Origin of the sequence: Paraburkholderia sp. SIMBA_053 (assembly GCF_046534895.1) — a bacterium.
In the GTDB taxonomy this organism is placed as follows: Bacteria; Pseudomonadota; Gammaproteobacteria; order Burkholderiales; family Burkholderiaceae; genus Paraburkholderia; species Paraburkholderia caledonica.
On sequence record NZ_JAWRXU010000001.1, the window covers coordinates 408,183 to 428,715 of the forward strand.

General features: G+C 62.9%; 16 protein-coding genes. 6 read left to right on the forward strand and 10 right to left on the reverse strand.

The genetic code is table 11. From position 1 onward, the window contains the following. The first annotated feature begins 112 nt into the window (after positions 1-112). Together SB753_RS01890 and SB753_RS01895 are read left to right on the forward strand one after the other, a co-directional pair. Positions 113-1,723 carry an FAD-dependent oxidoreductase gene (locus tag SB753_RS01890; protein WP_410798716.1) on the forward strand — a complete coding sequence of 537 codons (1,611 nt, stop codon included), beginning with the start codon at positions 113-115 and terminating at the stop codon, positions 1,721-1,723. 136 nt (positions 1,724-1,859) lie between these two features. Continuing rightward, positions 1,860-2,030: a hypothetical protein gene (locus SB753_RS01895; protein ID WP_020067841.1), complete on the forward strand. Its 171-nt coding sequence runs from the start codon at positions 1,860-1,862 to the stop codon at positions 2,028-2,030. A 71-nt stretch (positions 2,031-2,101) separates the two neighbouring features. Here the strand turns inward: SB753_RS01895 and SB753_RS01900 are convergent, their stop codons facing one another. The 3 genes from SB753_RS01900 to glgX form a co-directional block, all read right to left on the reverse strand. Then, positions 2,102-4,150 carry an AI-2E family transporter gene (locus SB753_RS01900; protein WP_410798717.1) on the reverse strand — a complete coding sequence of 683 codons (2,049 nt, stop codon included), beginning with the start codon at positions 4,148-4,150 and terminating at the stop codon, positions 2,102-2,104. 51 nt (positions 4,151-4,201) lie between these two features. Further along, the gene (locus tag SB753_RS01905) at positions 4,202-4,381 is read right to left on the reverse strand and encodes a DUF2934 domain-containing protein (RefSeq protein WP_020067843.1); all 180 of its coding nucleotides are present in this window, start codon (positions 4,379-4,381) and stop codon (positions 4,202-4,204) included. A 123-nt stretch (positions 4,382-4,504) separates the two neighbouring features. Then, positions 4,505-6,721 carry a glycogen debranching protein GlgX gene (gene glgX / locus SB753_RS01910; protein ID WP_020067844.1) on the reverse strand — a complete coding sequence of 739 codons (2,217 nt, stop codon included), beginning with the start codon at positions 6,719-6,721 and terminating at the stop codon, positions 4,505-4,507. Between the two features lie 196 nt (positions 6,722-6,917). Between glgX and SB753_RS01915 the strand changes: the two genes are divergently transcribed. Continuing rightward, the gene (locus SB753_RS01915; protein ID WP_088173690.1) at positions 6,918-7,319 is read left to right on the forward strand and encodes a PRC-barrel domain-containing protein; all 402 of its coding nucleotides are present in this window, start codon (positions 6,918-6,920) and stop codon (positions 7,317-7,319) included. A 195-nt stretch (positions 7,320-7,514) separates the two neighbouring features. Here SB753_RS01915 and SB753_RS01920 read toward each other — a convergent pair whose 3' ends face one another. The 7 genes from SB753_RS01920 to SB753_RS01950 form a co-directional block, all read right to left on the reverse strand. Then, positions 7,515-9,764 carry a xanthine dehydrogenase family protein molybdopterin-binding subunit gene (locus SB753_RS01920; RefSeq protein WP_087754818.1) on the reverse strand — a complete coding sequence of 750 codons (2,250 nt, stop codon included), beginning with the start codon at positions 9,762-9,764 and terminating at the stop codon, positions 7,515-7,517. Next, positions 9,761-10,765 carry an FAD binding domain-containing protein gene (locus SB753_RS01925; protein WP_088173692.1) on the reverse strand — a complete coding sequence of 335 codons (1,005 nt, stop codon included), beginning with the start codon at positions 10,763-10,765 and terminating at the stop codon, positions 9,761-9,763. Before SB753_RS01925 ends, SB753_RS01920 begins: the two co-directional genes overlap by 4 nt. After that, positions 10,762-11,304 carry a (2Fe-2S)-binding protein gene (locus tag SB753_RS01930; RefSeq protein ID WP_410798718.1) on the reverse strand — a complete coding sequence of 181 codons (543 nt, stop codon included), beginning with the start codon at positions 11,302-11,304 and terminating at the stop codon, positions 10,762-10,764. The genes SB753_RS01925 and SB753_RS01930 overlap by 4 nt, the downstream gene beginning before the upstream one ends. Before the next feature lie 206 nt (positions 11,305-11,510). Then, positions 11,511-12,377 carry an SDR family oxidoreductase gene (locus SB753_RS01935; protein ID WP_087754821.1) on the reverse strand — a complete coding sequence of 289 codons (867 nt, stop codon included), beginning with the start codon at positions 12,375-12,377 and terminating at the stop codon, positions 11,511-11,513. A 284-nt stretch (positions 12,378-12,661) separates the two neighbouring features. After that, positions 12,662-13,141: a response regulator gene (locus SB753_RS01940; RefSeq protein ID WP_204521492.1), complete on the reverse strand. Its 480-nt coding sequence runs from the start codon at positions 13,139-13,141 to the stop codon at positions 12,662-12,664. Positions 13,142-13,360: 219 nt separating this feature from the next. Next, entirely contained in the window at positions 13,361-15,046 is a 1,686-nt protein-coding gene (locus tag SB753_RS01945) for an ATP-dependent DNA ligase (RefSeq protein WP_410798720.1), read from the reverse strand. Further along, positions 15,043-16,206 carry a ligase-associated DNA damage response exonuclease gene (locus tag SB753_RS01950; RefSeq protein ID WP_410798722.1) on the reverse strand — a complete coding sequence of 388 codons (1,164 nt, stop codon included), beginning with the start codon at positions 16,204-16,206 and terminating at the stop codon, positions 15,043-15,045. The genes SB753_RS01945 and SB753_RS01950 overlap by 4 nt, the downstream gene beginning before the upstream one ends. A 143-nt stretch (positions 16,207-16,349) precedes the next feature. On the opposite strand from SB753_RS01950, the gene SB753_RS01955 reads away from it, so the two are divergent. From SB753_RS01955 to SB753_RS01965, 3 genes are all read left to right on the forward strand, one after another. Continuing rightward, on the forward strand, positions 16,350-17,252 hold the full coding sequence (locus tag SB753_RS01955; protein ID WP_020067854.1) for a YihY/virulence factor BrkB family protein: 903 nt from the start codon (positions 16,350-16,352) through the stop codon (positions 17,250-17,252). A gap of 136 nt (positions 17,253-17,388) precedes the next feature. Further along, positions 17,389-18,192, forward strand: a complete 804-nt coding sequence (locus SB753_RS01960; RefSeq protein ID WP_410798724.1) for an alpha/beta fold hydrolase — start codon at positions 17,389-17,391, stop codon at positions 18,190-18,192. A 4-nt stretch (positions 18,193-18,196) separates the two neighbouring features. Continuing rightward, on the forward strand, positions 18,197-20,530 hold the full coding sequence (locus tag SB753_RS01965; protein WP_087754823.1) for a PAS domain S-box protein: 2,334 nt from the start codon (positions 18,197-18,199) through the stop codon (positions 20,528-20,530). Positions 20,531-20,533 lie beyond the last annotated feature (3 nt).

Sequence of the window (20,533 nt, forward strand, 5' to 3'; positions counted from 1 at the left end):
TCGGGCACGGCAATTGCTCGCTCATGTAGCACTTTTCTCATTTTGGTCCTGTGGCCTCGGCGCGCGATCCTACCGCTGCGGGCCGCATCAGACAACGCCTCAAGGAACCCGCATGCCCACGACCGCAGTACACGTCGCCCAGCTTTCGCAGCTACGCGAGGACCGGGCACAACGCGTCGTAGTGGGTGACGAAAAAATCCTGCTGGTCCGCGACGGCGACACCGTGCGCGCCTATTCCGCCGATTGTCCGCACGCAGGCGGGCCGCTCGAGAAAGGCGCGTTGTGCCGCGGCCGGATCATTTGTCCGTGGCATAAGGGCACGTTCGACGCATCCACCGGCCAGGTGCTGGAGCCGCCGCCGCTCGTGCCGCTCGAACGCTATGCGGTGATCGTCGACGGCGATGACGTGATGGTGACACCAGGCAAGCTGCCGAACGAAACAGAGCTTGCCCGCACACAGGAACCGCATTTCGCGGTAATCGGCGCGGGCGCGGCCGGCGCCGCGGCTTGCGCGGCGCTGCGCGAGTACGGCTTTAGCGGGCGCATCACGCTGATCGGCGACGAACCGCACGCGCCTTACGATCGCACGTCGCTCAGCAAGTTTGTCCCTTCCGCGGAGATGTCCCCCGCCGATGTGCCGCCGCTTCTCGCTCACGAGTGGTTCGAGCAGCACGGCGTGGAACGGATCGTCGCAAAGGTGGTGCGCCTCGATGTTCCCAACCGTACCGTTCATCTGGAACCCGGTGGCGCATTGACCTACGACACCGCATTGCTCGCGACCGGCGGTGTGCCGAAAGTCCCGTCTATTCCTGGCTGCGAGCTTGGCGGCGTATATGTGCTGCGCAATCTCGCCGACGCCACGGCGATCGTCGACGCGCTTGGCGACGGGCCGACCGACGAACTCGCGACCGACGCCCCGTCTACCGCCGCGACCACCTCCACGCGGGTAGCGATTATCGGCAGCGGTTTCATCGGACTCGAAACCGCCGCATCGCTGCGCAAACGCGGCGTCGAAGTCGCCATTATTTCGCCGGACAAGGTGCCCTTTGCGAAGCAGTTCGGCGAACGCATGGGCGCGATGTTCCGCGCGCTGCACGAAAGCAATGGCGTGAAGTTTTATCCGGAAGCGAAGGTCGCGTCGCTCGAAGGGGAAGAAGGCAGCGTGCATGAAGTGATGCTGGAAAGCGGCGAGCATATCGCCGCCGATGTCGTGCTGTTAGGCACAAGCGTGACCCCGGCCACCGGCTTTGTCCAAGGATTGCCGTTGCAAAAGGACGGCGGCGTGATCGTGAATGCAGGTATGCAGGCCGCGCCCGGTCTTTACGCCGCCGGCGACATTGCGATGTTTCCGCTGCGCGAGAACGAAGAGCCGCTGCGGATCGAGCACTGGCGAGTAGCGCAACAGCACGCGCGCATCGCCGCGCAAAACATGTGCGGTGCACGCAACCGTTATGACGGCGTGCCGTTTTTCTGGACCTACCACTTCGGCAAGACGTTTGAATATCTCGGCCATGCAAGCGACTGGGACGAGCTGGTGATAGACGGCGACCTGGACAGTTACGAGTTCGCTGTGCTTTACGTGAAGGACGACAAGGTTCTCGCCGTGCTCGCGTGTGAACGCGACGCACAGACCGCGCACCTGATCGACGCCATGCACCGAGGTCCGCTCACGCGCGCCGACGCATTGCGGATTGTCGGGCGCGAGTCGTGCGGGACAGTCTGAAGCGTGTCGATGTTTAGCTCATGGAGCGCTCACCTTTCATTCAACTCTACATGCCGATGTAAAAAGCACCCCAAGCAGGCCGTGCGAGCAGCATGGCCGTCCACCCATCACACCTATCAGCTCAAGGAGAAGCGTCATGGCAGAACCCAAGGAACAGCATCCGAATGCCGACAAGACCGAGAAGCAGATCGACAAGGAAGTCGAGGACACGTTTCCGGCGAGCGACCCGCCCTCTACCGGCGGCACGACGAAAATCGTGACTGACGACGAAGGCAAGACCTCAGAAGGCGGAGCCACCGGCAAGTAAGCACTGCTCCAACGACAATCGCCCGACGCGCAAGCGCCGGGCGTTTTTTTGCCTGCTTTTCCGGTGCTTTTCTAGACGTCGGCGACTGCGAGCGGTTCACCGCTTGCCGTGCTGGCGCACATGCGGCAAGCCGCCAGCATCTCCTGTAATGAAGTGACATAGCATTCGGCGCCCATTGCGTTTTGCAGATCGACGCTCCACTTCTCGAGATCCTCGCGCGCCCACAGTCCGACGATAATCGACGCGTTCGGCAAGCGTGCGCGAATGCGCCGCACCATGTAGCGCAAATGCGAGGGCACACCGTCGATCCGCAAATAGACGATGCAGACGATGCCCACGTCGTCGGCATCCATCTGCTCGATCGAGGCGCGTGAAGCGGCCTCATGCGGTAGCGCGCGTGCAGTGAAACCATGCTTGCCGAGCAGTTGCAACAGAATGGTCGACGCCAGAGGATCGAGCGGGCCCCGCCCGGGAATGCACAAGACACGTTGATTCGCTGCGCGCGGCGGATCTTCTGCTTCCTCCAGCGCATCTTCAGCGGCTTGTTGAGCGCTATCGTCGCGCGGCCCTTGCGCGGCACCACGCGACATATGGTTTGCAAACAACGCATGCATGCCCGCCGATGCAGCCGGCGCGATATGCGACGGCGCCACCGGTCCGATATCGGTGCCCGCATCCTCCGCCATGAGCCGCGGCGGCTGCTCGTCCGGATAACCGTCGAGTCCATCGATCAGATCGTTCGTGGTGGACTCGATGCGCGCGAGCTGCACCGAGGTCACGCTGCCGCGCACGACGTCGTTGGCGGCGAGTTGCAGGCCCGGGATCGTCACCTCGTCGTAGTACGCCGACAGCGAACGCTCGCGCAGCAGGAGTTCCGCTTGCGCGAGCGCTTCGTCGGGGTCGCCTGCGAGCACACGTTGATAAAAGTTTTCGACGGGCGTGAGCGCGGGCTGGTCGCCCAGCATCACGTCGAGAAATTCCAGACGCCTGATATGCCGGCCGAGCACGAGCAGGCAGAGCGTCAAAGGCGTCGACAAAATAAGCCCGATTGGCCCCCAGATCCAGCTCCAGAAGATCGCCGCCACGACGACCGAAAACGGCGAGAGTCCGGTGCTGCGTCCATACAGAAGCGGCTCCACGACCTGGCCCACCAGCAGCTCGACCGTCACGAAAAGCGCTATCGACCAGATCGCCATGTCCCACCCGGGACTCACCGCGGCGGCGAGTGCGGTAGCAAGGCCGCCCGCGATCCAGATACCGACATACGGCACGAGCCGAAGCAACGCCGCGAGGATGCCCCACAAGATCGGACTCGGCACGCCAATCAAGAAAAGCCCTGCGCCGATTACGACACCGAGCCCCGCATTCAATCCAAGCTGCGAAACGAAGTAGCGGCTCAGGCGCCGCGCTGCTTCGTCCATCACAGTAGTGGTGCGATGCAGGTCGCGCGAGCCGAACAGCCTGATCGCGCGATCGCGAAGATCGTCGCGTTGCAGGAGGATCACCACCATCACGACGAAGACGATGAACGCCGTCTCCAGTGGACTGATTGCCGGCGACAACACGCGGCGCGCGAGTTCCAGCGGCGTCGGTACCGGCTCGCGCACTTCGACGGGAACGGCGGCAGGCGCGCGGCCATCGGAAGAAGACGCATCGCGCCGCGGCGCGGGCGGCGTCGGTTCAACGGTGGCACGCTGCAGCGCCTGACCCGCGGCTTTGGCGAAGCGATCGAGCTTGCCTACCGTCAGCGTATGCGCGGCTTCCATCTTATGCTCGATGGTTGCCTGATAGCGTGGCATGCCGGCCGCCAGATCGGTCAGTTGCATGGCGATCACCGCGCCGAGCACGCCGATCACCGACACCGAGATCACCACAGCGGCGAACACCGACGCGACATGGCCAAGCTTCAAACGGCCCAGCGACTTCACAAGTGGCGCGACGAGAAAGCTCAACAGAATTGCGAGCGTCATTGGAATCAGAACCGCTCGCGCGAAATACAGGCACGCTACGAGACCTGCGCCGACAGCCAACGCGATCAGCGCATCCAGACCGAACGCGGCAGGCGGCGCGTCGATGCGCGTGGGATGCCTGCCGCGTGACGGTTCAGGAAAGTCCTTCATGGCGATGCGTGCCGCTTGTGGTTATCTGTTGTAGTGCTCCCTTGCATGTGCTTATTTTTTCGGCTCTTCCGCAATCGGCCCGCTTTCCACTGGCGGCGCTTCCTTCTCAATCTCGCTGCGGGCCTGCTCCCAGTATTCGTCGGGTGTGCCCTTCGGCTCCGACGCCTGCTCCCACAGGTAATAAGCACGCATGCGAATCTGTTCCTCCTGAGAGGTCTGCTCCTGTTCCATTTGGTCACCTACAGTAAAGGTCAAGCGGATGCCGGCATGGCGAAAGGCCGCGCGCAATCACTGAGTGAATACGCGCGGCCTTGAAGCAAACAGCAAGTGCTATTCCCGAAGTGCTATCCCCGATCAGGGTGCAGGCGGGACTTCGCTTTCATCCGAAGTGAGCTGCTCTTCCAGCCGGTCGAACACGCGTTGCGTCGCGCGACTCGGTGCCTCGAGCGCGAACAGCAGAAGTGAGCGCGCTGTCACCTGATAGTCGTCGCCAGCGCTGAACTGAGGCAGTTCCGCGCGCACCGGCATGTTCGTGTCGAGCAGGCAGGTCCAGCGTTCGCCTTCGGGCACCTCAGGCAAGGTGAAGTTGACGACGTCGTGATGCGCGTTCAGCACCAGCAACAGCGTGGCGTCCGACGCGGGACGACGAATGCCGCTTGCCTGCGCGCGGCCGTCGATCACGAGACCGAAGCAGCGCATCAGCGGATCGGCCCATTGTTCAGGCGTGAGATCGGTGCCGTCGGGCGAGAGCCAGCGCGCGTCGGTCACGTCGAGCGCCTCGTTGTACTCGCCGGTGAGAAAGCGGCTACGACGCAGCACCGGCAAGCGGTGACGCAGCGTCGTGAGGTTTCTCACGAACTCGGTCAGCGCGCGGCCGTCTTCGTCGATACCTTCCCAATCCACCCAGCTGATCTCGTTGTCCTGGCAATACGCGTTGTTGTTGCCCTTCTGCGTGCGACCGAACTCGTCGCCCGCAAGAATCATCGGCGTGCCTTGCGAAAGCAGCAACGTGGACAGCAGATTGCGCTTTTGACGCTCACGCTGCTGACGAATATCGATGTCGTCGGTCGGACCTTCCACGCCCATGTTCCACGACTTGTTGTCCGAGTGTCCGTCCTTGTTGTCTTCGCCGTTCGCCTCGTTGTGCTTGTCGTTGTACGAGACAAGATCGTTCAACGTAAAGCCGTCGTGAGCGGCAATGAAATTCACGCTGGCCCAAGGGCGCCGGCCGCGATGGTTGAACTTGTCCCCCGAGCCGGTCAACCGAGCAGCGAGATCGGCAACCATGCCCTCGTCTCCCTTCCAGTACGCGCGCACGGTATCGCGGAAGCGGTCGTTCCATTCGGCCCAGCCGGGCGGAAAGCCACCCACCTGGTAGCCGCCGGGGCCGCAATCCCACGGTTCCGCGACGAGCCGCACGCTGGAGAGAACCGGGTCTTGCCGGCAACTGTCGAGAAACCCGCCGCCCTCGTCGAAGCCGTGCGGCTCGCGGCCGAGAATCGTCGCGAGGTCGAAGCGGAAACCGTCGACCTTCATTTCCGTCACCCAGTAACGCAGGCTGTCGGTCACCATTTGCAATACGCGAGGATGCGACAGATTGAGCGTGTTGCCGGTGCCCGTATCGTTGATGTAGTAACGCGGCTCGTCCGGCATCAGGCGATAGTACGACGCGTTGTCGATGCCCTTGAACGAGAGCGTCGGCCCGCGTTCGTTGCCTTCGGCGGTGTGGTTGTACACCACGTCGAGAATGACTTCGAGGTTCGCGTTGTGGAAGCTGTCCACCATTCCCTTGAACTCGCTGACGGAATCCGTCGACGAAGCGAAGAAACGCGGATCGGCCGCAAAAAAGCCGATGGTGTTGTAGCCCCAGTAGTTGGTGAGTCCCTTCTCCAGCAGATAGCTGTCGTTCACGAATGTCTGGACTGGCATCAGTTCGACCGACGTCACGCCGAGGCTCTTGATGTAGTCGATCACCGGTTTCTGTCCGAGCCCCGCGAAGGTGCCGCGCAACTCCTCGGGCACTTCCGGATGACGCTTCGTGAAGCCGCGAACATGCGTTTCGTAGAAGATCACGCGGTCCCACGGCAGCGGATTGCGCTCCGGGTGCGACCACGAAAAGGTTGCGTCCACCACCTTGCACTTCGGCACGAACGGCGCGCTGTCGCGCTCGTCGAACGACAGGTCGCCCTCTTCGGAACCGAGCGTATAGCCGAAAATTTCAGGCGCCCATTTCAGCTCGCCGATGTGCGCCTTCGCATAAGGGTCGAGCAACAGCTTGTTCGGATTGAAACGATGGCCCTTCTCGGGCTCATACGGACCATGCACGCGATAACCGTACACGGCACCGGGTTTCAGGTTCGGCACGAACACGTGCCAGACCTCGTCGGTATATTCGGGCAGTTCAATGCGTTCGATTTCATGCTGACCGGTTTCATCGAACAGACACAGTTCGACCTTGGTCGCGTGCGCTGAGAACAGCGCAAAGTTCACACCGTTTCCATTCCATGTCGCGCCGAGCGGAAAAGGGGTGCCCTCCGCGATGCGCGTGGAGTAATTGGCCGGGGATGACATAGGGATTCCTGTGAGAAGCAAAAGCGCTTGCGCGCGGTTCCTGTGTAGGCAATATGAATAGCAGGCTCGCTCCTGTAGCAATCCTTGGGCCTGAGACTGGGCGGAGCGCCAGACGCGGCACGCAATTTGCGGTAACGGGTTTTAAAGCTACTGGACGCGCCACGAACGGCGCCATACATAACAAGGAGAAACGATCATGGGAAGCACGCAAGCCAGACCGCTGCTTGCAGCAGCACTGCTGCTCGGCACACTCGCGTCGCAAGGCAACGCTTATGCGCAGGGCGCTCCGCAATCCATTACCGAAAGGCGCACCGACGTGGTTCAGCTTGCGAGCGGCTATCGCGCGTCGAAGCTGGCCGGGGCCGACGTCTTCAACAAGAACAAGGACACCATTGGAACAGTCGACGATCTGATCGTCTCGCCAGGCGGCGACCGCGGCACCTACGCCATTCTGTCGGTTGGCGGTTTTCTAGGGTTGGGCAAGCATCTCGTGGCGGTTCCGTTCAACGATCTGCAGATCACCAATCGTCGCGTGGTACTGCCGGAGGCGACCAAAAAGTCGCTCGAAGCGCTGCCGGAATTCAAATACGCCGACTAGCATTGTGTCTTGATGTTTGGGCACGTTTCGTCGTGCCTCGCGCTGCGCGAATACGCACAGCGCGAAGATTGATCCGCAGCGCAATGGACGAAGCAGAGCGCGGCTAACGAGCCCCGCTCTGCCTCTCCCGGCGTTTCTACACTTCCTGCGCGTTGATCTGCACTGACCCGCTTCGACCCGCGCGACAACCGGCACTCACGCGAACAGTTTGTCCAACGTGATCGGCAATTCCCGCACGCGTTTGCCGGTCGCATGCCAGATCGCATTACAAACTGCAGCCGCCACGCCCACCACGCCGATTTCACCTACGCCCTTCACGCCAAGCGGATTGACGATATCGTCGTGCTCCTCGACGAACAGCACGTCGATGTCATGAATGTCCGCGTTGACCGGCACGTGATAGTCGGCAAGGTTGTGGTTCATCTGCCGGCCGATATCGTGGTCGAACTGTCCTTCCTCGTGCAGCGCCATGCTGATGCCCCACACCACGCCGCCCGCCACCTGGTTCGCCGCAGTCTTCGGATTGACGATGTGACCCGCGGCCACGGCACTCACCACGCGAGTCACGCGCACGGTGCCCAGCGCTTCGTCCACGCGCGCTTCGACAAACACCGCCGAGTGTGTGCCCATCGAATACGCCTGCTGCTTCTCGTGCGGCTTCACGCTGGCTTGCTCTTCGAGCGATTCGAGGCCGGCGCGCTCCAGCAGCGTGTCGATTGCGATGGCGTCTTCGGTACCTGATCCGCACACCATCTGCTTGCCCGCACGCCTGATGTCCTCGCGCGCGACACTCGCGAAACGCGCGCCGCCATGTTGCCGCGCAAGTTCAACGAGACGGTTGTGAAGCCGCTTGCACGCGACATCGACCGCGCTTCCCACCGACGACACCGTCCATGATCCGCCTTCAAGCGGCGCTTTTGGCAAGCGCGTATCGCCGAGTTCGAACACCACGTCGTGAAGCGGCACACCGAGCGCGTCCGCCGCGATCTGCGTCATTGCGGTGTAGGTGCCGGTGCCGATATCCGCAGTCGAACTCGACACAGTCACCTGGCCGTCGCGCGTGAGCACCGCGCGCGCGGACGCTTCGTTTTGCATCGCGTCCCATGCGCCCGTCGCCATGCCCCAGCCGATCAGCTCAGTGCCCTCGCGTCGCGCGCGCGGCGCAAGCGGCCGCTTGTCCCAGCCGAAGCGGGCGGCGCCTTCGCGATAGCATTCGCGCAGCGCCTTGCTGGAGAACGGCAGATTCTTGTTCGCATCGCGTTCGGCGTAGTTAACGAGGCGCAGTTCGAGCGGGTCCATCTGCAACGACTCGGCCAGTTCGTCCATTGCCACTTCGAGTGGGAAAAGACCTTGCGCGGCGCCCGGCGCGCGCATGTCGGCGGGCGTCGGCACGTCGAGCCTCACGACCTTGTAGCCGAGCGTCACGTTCTCGCATTGATATAGCTGGCCGGCCCAGTTCACCACCACGTCGCAGTAATCTTCGTATTGGGATGTCTCGGAGACGGCTTCGTGAATCACCGCCTGCAGCCTGCCGTCGGCGCCCGCGCCCAGTGCCACGCGCTGAATCGACTGCGGCCGATGCGCGAACGTGAACATCTGCTGGCGCGTCAACGTCACTCGCACGGGGCGCTTCAATTCGAGCGCCGCCATGACCGCAAGCGCGAGGTGATATTGCGGCCGCAAGCCCGAGCCGAATGCGCCGCCGACAAAAGGCGACACCACCTGCACCTGATCGTCGCTCAAGCCGAACACTGCCGTCAGATACGACTTCGTGTTGACGACGCCTTGAGTCTTTTCGTACACGGTCAAGTGTCCGTGCTCGTCGGGCACGACTGTGCAGCCATGCATTTCCATCGGGTTGTGATATTCCGCCGGCGTGCTGTAGAACGCATCGACACGCGCCACGGCGCTGGCCAACGCAGCGTCGGCGTCGCCGCGCGGCGGGGGCGGCGGGTCGAAGCCGCCCTTCTCCGTCGAAGGCGGCTCTGCGTCCATGAGCGCCTCGCCCATATCCGTTCGATGCGGCGCCGACTCATAGCGCACATCCACGAGCGACGCCGCATGACGCGCCAGTTCGAGCGACTCCGCAAGCACGAGCGCAACGGGCTGACCGCTGTACCACACACGGTCGTCCCACAGCGGCCTGAGCGGGCTGCCGCCGGGCGCAACCATGTCTTTGTACGGTTTGTCCTCGCGAGGCAACTCAGGGCGATTCTGATACGTCAGCACATGCAGCACGCCCGGCAACGCAAGCGCGGCCGACGAATCAATCGACACGATACGCCCCGCCGCGATCGTGCTCGACACGACGAAGCCATACGTGAGTCCATTGGCGGTGAAGTCGGCCGCGTACTGCGCGGCGCCGGTCACCTTCAGTCTGCCGTCGACGCGCTTGTGCGGCACGCCGCTCGCGCGCAGAGCAGGCAAAGATTCAACACGGTTCATAGCCCAGACTCCTCGAACGAACGTTGACTCGCGCCCAGAAATGCGCGCTCGATCGCGCGCGCCGTCAATTCGACCTTGAACGCATTGCCGCGGCGGCCCTGCGCGTCGCGCAGCAGGTCGGTAGCGAAGTTGCGTACCGTCTCCGCGCTCAACGTCTTGCCCTGCAGCGACGCTTCAGCGCCCGTATTGCGCCACGGCTTGTGCGCAACGCCGCCGAGCGCGCAACGCGCATTCACGATCACGTCGCCGTCGAGTTCCAGTCCCAATGCCACGGAGACAAGCGCAAACGCATAGGACGCCCTGTCACGCACCTTGATGTACGCATGATGCTGCGCGAAGCCCTGCTTCGGTAACTCGACCGCAGTGATCAATTCGTCGTCACGAATATTGGTGTCGATGTGCGGCGTGTCGCCCGGCAAGCGGTGAAAGTCGGCGAACGGCAACACGCGCGAACCGTCGGGCCCGGACAGATGCACCGTTGCGTCGAGCGCGGCCAATGCCACGCACATGTCGGACGGGTGCACCGCAATGCAGTGTTCGCTTGCGCCGAGAATCGCATGCATCCGGTTCACGCCTTCCAATGCTGGGCAACCCGTGCCGGGTTCGCGCTTGTTGCAGCGCGTGCCCGCATCGTAGAAATAGACACAGCGCGTGCGTTGCAGCAGGTTGCCGCCCACGCTCGCCACATTGCGAATCTGCGGCGAAGCGCCCGCGAGAATCGCTTTGGAGAGCAACGGGTAACGCGCGGCAATCTGCGGGTCGTAAGCGGCCGCGCTGTTGGTCACGAGAGCGCCGATTTTCAGTCCGCCCGCTGCAGTCGGCTCGATCTGCTTAAGCGGCAAGCGGTTGATGTCGATCACGACCTGCGGATGCGCGACGTTCACGCGCCACAAATCAACCAGATTGGTACCGCCCGCGATAAACGCTGCGGCTCCTTTTGCACGATGCTGTTCGATCGCTTGCGACACTTCATTCGCGCGCGTGTACGAGAACCGGTTCATGGCGTCACTCCCTGGCGGTCCTTATCCGCAAGCTCCGCTGCGTCGAGAATCGCGGCGACGATATTCGTGTAAGCGCCGCAGCGGCACAGGTTGCCGCTCATCAGTTCACGCACGTCGTCCGCGGTTTTAGCATGGCCTTCCTGCAGCATCGCCACGGCCGAGCAGATCTGTCCTGGCGTGCAGTAGCCGCACTGAAATGCATCGTGGTCGATGAACGCCTGTTGAACCGGATGCAGCGTTTCGCCGTCCGCGAGTCCTTCGATTGTCGTAATCGACGCGCCGTCGTGAACCACCGCGAGCGCGAGACATGTGTTGATACGTTGACCGTTCACAATCGCGGTGCACGCGCCGCATTGCCCGTGATCGCAGCCTTTCTTCGTGCCGCTCAAATGGCAGTGCTCGCGCAACAAGTCGAGCAGCGAGGTCCAGGCTTCCACTTCGAACTCGTGCTTTTTTCCGTTGATGTCGAAGCTCACCGGCACGCGCTGGACGTCGCTCGGTGCAACGTCCAGCAGCGTTTCCGCTGTGGGTGAATTCATGGGGGTTTCTCCTGACGATGGGTACGTACGGCGAGCGCAAGACGAACCCATGACGCGCGCAAGCGGCGTGCCCGGCAGCACAGCGTTGCAATACTGCGCGCCGCTCATCCAGCGTGGCGTCGATAAAGATTTGACGCGCAACTTTGAGAACCGCTGCTTGCGCTTAGTCGCGCAAGCAGCGGCCAGTCGGCGCCCGCAGAACAGGCCTAGATAATCGGCGAACCGCCTGTAACGGCGATCGTCGCGCCAGAGATGTAACTCGCTTCGTCGGACGCCAGCATCACGTAGGCCGGCGCGACCTCGGCCGGTTGGCCCGGACGCTTCATCGGTACCTGCTCTCCGAATTTTTCGACTTTTTCCGGCGGCATCGTCGACGGAATCAGCGGCGTCCAGATCGGACCCGGCGCGACGCAATTCGCGCGGATGCCCTTTTCAGCCAGCAGTTGCGCAAGGCCGCCCGTAAAGTTCTGGATCGCGCCCTTGGTCGTCGCGTACGCGATCAACCCGGGATTCGGATGGTCCGCATTAATCGACGTGGTGTTGACAATGGCGCCGCCCGGCTTCATGTGCCTGACTGCAGCGCGTGTGATCCGGAACATCGCGCCGATGTTGGTATCGAACGTCTTATCCCATTCCTCGTCGGTGATTTCGTCCAGCGACGGATAGGTCATCTGGTATGCCGCGTTGTTCACGAGCACGTCGAGCCGGCCGAACGCCTCGATCGCCTTGTCGACAATCGCGTTGCAATGCGCCGGATTCGCGATGTCGCCTGGCACCAGCACCGCTTTCCGGCCGGCCTCTTCGACCCAGCGCGCGGTCTCGCGTGCATCGTCGTCTTCGTTCAGATAGGAGATCAAAACGTCTGCGCCTTCACGCGCGAATGCGATGGCGACCGCGCGGCCAATGCCACTGTCGCCGCCAGTGATGATGGCTGCCTTGCCAGCGAGGCGTCCCGAGCCCTTATACGATTTCTCGCCGTGATCGGGTTGCGGGTTCATCTCCGCAGTGCGGCCCGGCGTCTGATCCTGCTGCTGTCCTTTGAACGGCGGCGTGGGACGTTCTGTGTCGCTCATATAAAACCTCCAGAAAGCTGTTTAACCTGCGCGGCGTGCAAAAAGCACGGCGGTGCGACAGATTCAGCAACCCTCGGGCCCGCGCATAACGCGGTTTTCTGGTGCATTGCCGCTGCACAATGGGACATGAGTCGGGCATCGACGAAGCAAACGCGCAAGGAAATGCGATGCGCTGCGCGGCAATTCGAGCAAAACGGAGGGAGTCGGCAACACGTAGAACACGGCGGAACGCATGTCGGAACCGCGTCTTGCACACCGCAGTTTTTTCAAACGGCGCGCACGCTTTACGGCGCGCCCACCGCGTGCAGCGCCGCAGCCGACTCCAGCACGCGCAGCAGACGCTCCGGCGTCAACGGCTTCGCGCAGTGCGCGTCGAAGCCCACGGCGCGCGCGCGAGCGCGGTCGTCGCGTGATGCAAACGCCGTACAGGCGATCAGCAGCATATGCGCGGTGGACGGATGCGCGCGCAGGCGCCGCGCCAGTTCCAGGCCGTCCAGGCCGGGCATCTTGATGTCGAGCACCACGGCGAACGGTTGCCATTGCGACGCCATTTCGCAGACCGCGTGCGGATCTTCGAGCGCACGGCATTCGAACCCGTCCGCGTTCAACAACATTTGCAGCGCGTCCGCCGCCTCTCGATAGTCGTCCACGACGAGTACGCGCCGGTGCGACGCCATTGCGTACTGGATTGGCCGCCACACGACCACGTCTTCGCTGTCGTCGAAGTGGTTGTCGAGCTGGTTGTCGAACTGGTTGTCGAGCATCACTACGTTCTCCCTGGTGCATGCGCGCGCCGCATCACGGCACCCGCCGCCCGGTTGCAAGATTCGCTCCCGCGCTGCGCTGCATCACTGGTGACATGCTTTCTGAATGAGCCGCGATCTCGCAGCGGCCGTGTTTGCCGTCGTGTTTCGTGAACGCATCGTTGCCGATGCGTCTTACGGATTCGTTGCGTGTCTGTTGCTTATGCGCCACCGCGGCGGTCAGGCCGCGCGATCGTCGATGAAACCCTTGAGCATCGCGAGCGTATCCGCGTCGTCGATATGCTTGTCGGTGCGCCAGCGCAGCATGCGAGGGAACCGCACGGCCACGCCGGACTTGTGACGCGTGCTCGCCTGAATGCCCTCGAAGCCGATTTCGAATACGAGCGTCGGCGTCACGCTGCGCACCGGCCCGAACTTCTCGATCGTAGTCTTGCGTACGATGGCGTCAACCTGGCGCATTTCCTCATCGGTAAGACCCGAATACGCCTTGGCGAACGGCACCAAAGTGCGCACGCCATTGGCTTCGTCCCACACCGCGAACGTGAAATCAGTGTATAGGCTCGCACGTCTGCCGTGTCCGCGCTGCGCGTAAACCAGTACGGCGTCGATTGCATACGGATCGATCTTCCACTTCCACCATGTGCCCGAAGCTTTCGTGCGACCAACACCGTACATCGACTCGCGCTCCTTCACCATGAAGCCCTCGACACCCCGCGCGCGGCTCTCTTCGCGTAGCGCTGCCAACGCGCGCCAGTCGGCTCCGGACACCTGCGGCGATACACGAAGCAAGTCGCCCGAAAGCGTCCCGTCTAGCGATGCAGCCAACGCATCCAGACGCGCGCGCCGTTCGGCCAGCGGCGTCATTCGTAAGTCTTCGCCGTGCGCTTCCAGCAGATCGTAAGCAAGCAGCGCGGCGGGTGAATCGGCGAGGATTTTTTTCGTCAGGGTCTTTCGTGCGATGCGCGGTTGAAGGCGCGCGAACGGCAATGGCGCAGCGGCGCCCGGCTCCCAGGCAAGAATTTCGCCGTCGATCACAAAACCGTCGGGCAAGGCCTCGCCCAGCGCGGCCACTTCCGGAAACCGGTCGGTGATCAGATCCTCGCCTCGCGACCACAACCACACACGGCCGCCGCGTTTGACGAGTTGCGCGCGTATGCCGTCCCACTTCCATTCGATCAGCCAGCGCGACGGATCGCCAAGCGTCTCGGGATCGGTTTGCAACGGATGCGCGAGAAAGAACGGATATGGAAGGCCCAGATCGCTGTCGTGTCGATCCGCAGATTTCTGCTCGCCCGCGTTGCCGGCGTCGGGCGCGTCGGGTGCGATGAGACGCAGATAACGCGCGGCGTCCGGCTTCTGCCGCGAATCGGTCCATCCGACCATGCGCTGCGCAATCCGCTTATGATCGACTCCGGCGACCTGTGCGAGCGCACGCACCACCAACTGCCGCGCCACGCCGACGCGAAAGCCCCCACCAATCAGCTTCGTGAGAAGAAAGCGCTCGCCCCAATCCAGTTCGTCCCAATAGCTGAACAAACGTGTGCGCAACTCCTCAGGCGCAAGACCGCGCAACGTCAGCACACGCTGCTCGATCCATTGCGTGAGGCCGAGTTCGGAACTGCGCTGCGCGGGCGGCAGAATATGCGCGATGGTCTCCGCAAGATCGCCGACTGCGTGATACGACTCTTCGAAAAGCCACGCGGGCAATCCCGCGCGTTCGCGGGCGAATTCGGTCAAAAGACGCGTGGGCACCGATTGCCGCGGCTTGCCGCCGGCCAGGAAATACGACGCCCACGCGGCGTCTTCGGGTTCCGCTACGGCGAAGTAACTCGTCAGCGCTTCGAGTTTGTCGTGCGTGGACGTCGTCGCGTCGAGCGCGGTGTAAAGAGCAGCGAAGCGCTTCATGAACGGCTCGCGGCATCGTCGAACTCATGCACGGGCGCAACATCGCCTGGCGGGAGCGGCGCATTGCCCGGCACGGCCTCGTCGCCGCCCAATGCATCCGCTTCGACCGTATCGTCGCCGTATTGGGTCACGAAGGCGCCTGCATCCAGTCCCTGCTCGCGCAGCCAGCGCACCATCGGTTCGACCGAGCCGTGTGTGACGATCACGCGGCCCGCGCCGGTCGCGCCAATCGCCGTTTGCAGCGCCGGCCAATCCGCATGATCGGAAAGCACGAACCCACGATCGACGCCGCGCCTGCGGCGCGCGCCGCGCAAGCGCATCCAGCCCGACGCGAACGCGTCGCTATAGTCGCCGAAACGCTTGAGCCACGCGCTGCCTTGTGCGGACGGCGGCGCAACGATCAGCGCCTGGCTGAACGCCGCCTTGTCCTTGAGTGCAATCTCGCTGACGAGACGTACTCGCGGCAACCGCACGCCCGCCTCGCGATAAGCCCGATTGAGCGGTTCGACCGCCCCATGACAGAAGATCGGGCCGATGCCCGCGTCGACGCTTGCCAGCACGCGTTGCGCCTTGCCGAACGAATAACAGAACAGCACGGACGCGCGCCCTTGCGCCGCGTTATGGCGCCACCATGAATCGACGCCGTCGAATATGGTTTGCGGTGCGTCCCAGCGGTAGATCGGCAGACCGAAAGTCGACTCGGTGATGAATGTATCGCAGCGCATGGGCTCGAATGCGTCGCAGGTCGGATCGGGGTCGAGTTTGTAATCGCCGGATGCGACCCACACGCGCCCGCGGTGCTCGATGCGTAATTGCGCGGACCCCAGCACATGTCCGGCGGGATGCAGGGACACGGTCACCCCGTTGATATCGAGCCGTTCGCCGTACGCAAGCGTTTGCAGCGAAATGTCAGGCAGGCGCGACAGCAGCACGTTTGCGCCCGCGCGCGACGCAAGATAACGCCGATGCCCGAAGCGGGCGTGATCGGAGTGCGCATGCGTGATCACCGCGCGCTCGACGGGGCGCCAGGGGTCGATATGAAAGTCACCGGGCGGACAGTACAGACCCTCGGGCCGCGCGATAACGAGGTCCCCGGAGTCCGCATTTTCCGCTGCGATGTTCGATGAGCTGAACGTGTTCGATGACGATTCGGATGCCATGTTGCACCTCGACAGCAAGGCGTATTCCTGCACACTTTTCTTCGCGGTGGCGGTGCGCGTGGCGGCTTTCTTGCTTAACCTATGCAGAAGCGCACCGGCATGCGCCGTCCGTCGGCGGCCCGCCGCGCGCATGGCGAGGCCCCATGTACTCCATCATCGATCAACGCACACTCAATGTCGCGAAGCATCCGGGCAGATTCCTCCTCGAAACGATGAAGGCGTTCCGGGCCAATCAGGGTTTGCTGCTCGCCGGCGCGGTCGCGTACTACGCGTTGCTTTCCATCGTGCCGCTGATGATCCTCATTGTCATCGCGCTGTCCCGCATCGTGCCGCAACACATTCTGCTTCCGGCGCTGGGGCACTTGCTGCAATGGCTCGTGCCGGGCCAGTCCGCAGCACTCGTGCGCGAGCTTGCCAATTTTCTCGCTCACCGTGCGGTGATCGGCTGGGTGCTGTTCGTGACGATGCTGTTCTTCAGTTCACTTGCATTCACGGTACTCGAAAACGCGATGTCGCTGATCTTCGTACACCGAGTGGTTATACGGCGGCGGCATTTTCTACTCTCGGCGCTGCTGCCCTACTGTTACATCCTGTTCCTCGGCGTCGGCGCGTTGATCGTCACGCTCGTGTCGAGCGGGTTGGAGGCCGTGGGCGCCGAAGGCATCGACCTGTTCGGGCTGCATGTGTCGCTGCAGGGCGCTTCGCGCGTTCTGCTGTATCTGCTGGGTCTGGCCGGCGAAGTCTTTCTGCTGACGTCGATCTATATGGTCATGCCGGTCGGACGGCCATCGCTCAAGCATGCGCTGTTCGGCGGCATCGTCGCTGCGCTGTTGTGGGAGATCACACGGCATGTGCTGGTCTGGTACTTCGCGACGCTTTCACAGGTCAGCGTGGTGTATGGTTCGCTCACCATGGCAATCGTCATTCTCTTCAGTCTGGAATGGCTCGCCACGTTGCTGCTTTTCGGCGCACAGGTGATTGCACAATACGAGCGCTTCGGCATCGAGCCGCAGAACGCGCCAAAGCAGCCGATAAAGACCGGATGAAACCTTCAGGCCGCAGCGCGGCGAATCGGCGCGGACGTGCAGTGGCGGCGCCGCCGCGAGACTGCGGTAACATTCTGTCGGAGGCCGGACCGAGCGCATCCGCCGCTTCTATCCCGGCACGCTCCAGGACTCGACAATGAGCATCATCCAGCGCAACAACGTGAATATTTCCGGGCGCGGCGCGAGCACCATGGTGTTCGCGCACGGCTTCGGCTGCGACCAGAGCATGTGGCGCCGCCTCGCACCGTCATTCCATGACGACTACCGCATCGTGCTGTTCGATCACGTGGGCAGCGGCTCGTCGGACCTCGCCGCGTACGACGTCGACAAATACGATTCGCTGCACGGCTATGCGCGCGACCTGATCGAGATCGTCCGCGAAGTGTCCGACGGGCCAGTCGTGTTCGTCGGCCATTCGGTGAGTTGCATGATCGGCCTGCTCGCCGCGCTCGAAGCACCGCAGCTTTTTTCCGCTCAGGCGATGGTGACTCCCTCGCCCTGCTATGTGAACGACGGCGATTACATCGGCGGCTTCACGCGCGAGGACATCGACGACCTGCTGCTCACGCTCGAGCACAACTACCTCGGCTGGTCCAGCGCAATGGCACCCGCTATCATGGGCGTGCCGGATCAGCCGGAACTCGGCGCTGAATTAATTAACAGCTTTTGCCGGACCGATCCGCGGATCGCCGCTCAGTTTGCACGTGTCACGTTTCTCTCCGATTATCGCGGTGTGCTGCCTTTGAACGTCACGCCCACGCTCATTTTGCAAGCAAGCGAAGACGTCGTCGCGCCCCGCGCGGTCGGCGAGTACATGCATCGCACGATGCGTAACAGCACGCTTCGCGTCGTCGAGAATAATGGACACTGTCCGCACGTAAGCGCGCCTATCGCCACTGCGGAGGCCATCAGCGCTTTCCTGCGGACGACCCCAACTTAACGCAATGCAAAGTACCGACCGCCACTTGCCGCTCGCCGATGCGTTGTTCGAGCACGCCGCCTGCGGCCTCGTCGTGACCGATACCGACGGGCGCATCGTGCGCGCTAACGCAACGTTTTGCGAATGGATCGGCTATGGCGCCGCAGAGCTTACGAGCGGCATCAGCCTTCAGGACCTGCTGACAACGGGCGGTAAGGTCTTTTATCAGACGCATTGGGCGCCGCTGCTGCAAATGCAGGGCTCTGTCGCCGAGGTCAAGCTGAGCATGCTGCATCGCGACGGCCACACGGTGCCGACATTGCTCAACGCAGTGCGCCGCGTGCACGGCGACCAGAGCTACATCGAAGTCGCAGTGCTCATCGTCGCCGATCGTCATAAGTACGAGCAGGAACTCGTGCTCGCGCGGCGTAATGCGGAGGCTTCGGTGGCCGCGCATCAGCGGGCACAACGGGAATTGCAGGAAAGCCGCGACGTATTGAGTCTGGCCATGCGCGGCGCGCGCATGGGCGCGTGGTCGCACGAACCGAAGACCGGCAAGTTCTGGTGGAGCCGCGAACTGGAAGCGCTCGCGGGTTACGCCGAAGGACGCCTCGCCATTACAACGCGCGGTTTTTTCGAACTGATCCATCCGGGCGATCTGCTCGCGCTCAACGAAGCCGTCGATCATGCGGTGCGAACCCGCGACGACTACGTCGCCGAGTTCCGCTTCCTGCATGCAAGCGGCGACTGGTGCTGGATGGAAGGCCGCGGCCGCGCCACTTACGACGAGCGTGGCGAGCCGCTGACGGTCTACGGGCTCGGCATCGACATTACCGAACGCAAGCAGGCGCAGACGGTGCTGCTACGCCAGGCCGCGATCTTCGAGCACTTGAGCGATGCAATCGTGATCACCGATCTGCGCGGCAACATCACCGACTTCAATGTCGGCGGCGAACGCATGCTCGGTTACCGGCTGCGCGAAATTCTCGGCAAGCACGTCTCGATCTTTCATCCGCCAGAAGATGCGCTGCGCATTCGACGCGAAGTTTTCGCGAGTCTCGGCGCGTACGGCACGTGGCGGGGCGAGTTGCCGTTCGTGCGGCGCGACGGTTCGCGCGGCGTTTGCGAAACCGTGGTCAAACCGCTCGCCAACGAGCGCGGCGACATCTACGGCGCGGTGAGCATCAATCGCGACATTACCGAGCGGCGGCATGCCGAGCAGCAACTCACACGGCTTAACGCGGAGCTTTCCAACGCGGATCGCCGCAAGGACGAATTCCTCGCGACGCTTGCGCATGAGCTACGCAATCCGCTTGCGCCGATGCGCAATGTCCTTGAAATTCTGCGCGCGAAAGAATTCAGCGATCCGCAACTGAACTGGTCGCGCGACGTGTTCTCCCGTCAATTGCAGCACATGACCCATCTTGTCGACGATCTGCTCGAGGTCTCGCGTATTACCCAAGGCAAACTGGAACTGCGCAAGCAGCGGCTCGAACTCGCGCGCGCGATGCAATCCGCGGTGGAAGCCGCGCGTGCAATCGTGCAGGCGTCCGACCATCGTCTGAGCGTGACGCTGTCTCCTGAGCCGCTTTTTCTCGATGCTGACCCTACCCGCCTTTCGCAGATGATCCTCAATCTGCTGAACAACGCAGCGAAATACACGCCGCCGGGCGGCAGCATTTCGCTCACCGCACATCGCGAAGGCAACCAGGCCGTGATTGCGGTGCGCGATTCGGGCATCGGCATTCCTCGCGAACATCTGAACAGCGTCTTCGAAATGTTCTCGCAACTCGCACCCGCGCTCGATCGCTCCCAAGGCGGACTCGGCATTGGGCTCGCCCTCGTGCGCGGTCTTGCGGAATTGCACGGCGGCACGGTCGCGGCATTCAGCAATGGGCCCGGCGCCGGCAGCGAATTCGTGATCCGGCTGCCGCTGTCCAGTTCCGCCGATGCACCCGCTGACAGCACAGAACCCGACAAGCCGCCGGCCGCCGGACTGCGGATCGTGATTGTCGACGACAATGCGGACGCCGCCGACAGCCTCGCAATGGTGCTCGAACTGGAGGGTCACCAGGTGCGCACGGCAAGCGACGGAGTCGCGGGACTTGCGGTGATCGCCGAATTCGCCCCACAGGCGGTCATTCTCGACATCGGTCTGCCGCTCCTGAACGGCTATGAAGTCGCTCGACGGGTTCGCAACGACTATCCGGACGCCGGCATCCGCCTGATTGCGGTAACGGGCTGGGGGCAACAGCAGGACAAGCAGACAGCGGTGGAAGCCGGCTTCGATCATCACTTCACGAAGCCGGTGGACCCGAGTGAACTGCAGCGCGTGCTCAGCGGACATCAGGTGAAATGAGCG